We start from the raw sequence: 248 nt of genomic DNA, 5'->3' as shown, positions 1-248 counted from the left end.
ATGCAACGCGAGCAGGCAGTACAGGCGGATGTGTCGGCCAAGAACGGATCCGTGGTGTCGCACCGGTGGCTGGGCGGCAACACGGCGGTGCCGTTCCTGTATGGCTATGACGAGCAGCTGAAAAAAAACGATCGAGTACCTGAAGGCGGACACGCTGAACGTGGACCTGTTTGCGTTGGCGAAGCCGGACGGGACGGATGTGATGGCGCCGCTCGGAGCAAAGCCGTTCACGCTGCATCCAGGTGACG

Annotated in this window: 1 protein-coding gene; it reads left to right on the top strand. The window is 61.7% G+C overall.

The window, feature by feature from the left end; all coding sequences use genetic code 11:
* Window positions 1-246 (top strand): hypothetical protein (locus AC5IJH_RS18525; RefSeq protein WP_491904290.1); only part of this gene is annotated, 246 nt, incomplete at its 5' end.
* Between the last annotated feature and the right edge of the window lie 2 nt (window positions 247-248).

It is taken from the genome of Candidatus Dedyshia acidiphila (genome assembly GCF_051025295.1).
Lineage (GTDB): Bacteria > Acidobacteriota > Terriglobia > Terriglobales > Acidobacteriaceae > KBS-83.
The sequence above is the reverse complement of the archived record's forward strand: the minus strand, read 5'-3'. Positions and strand labels throughout refer to the sequence as shown.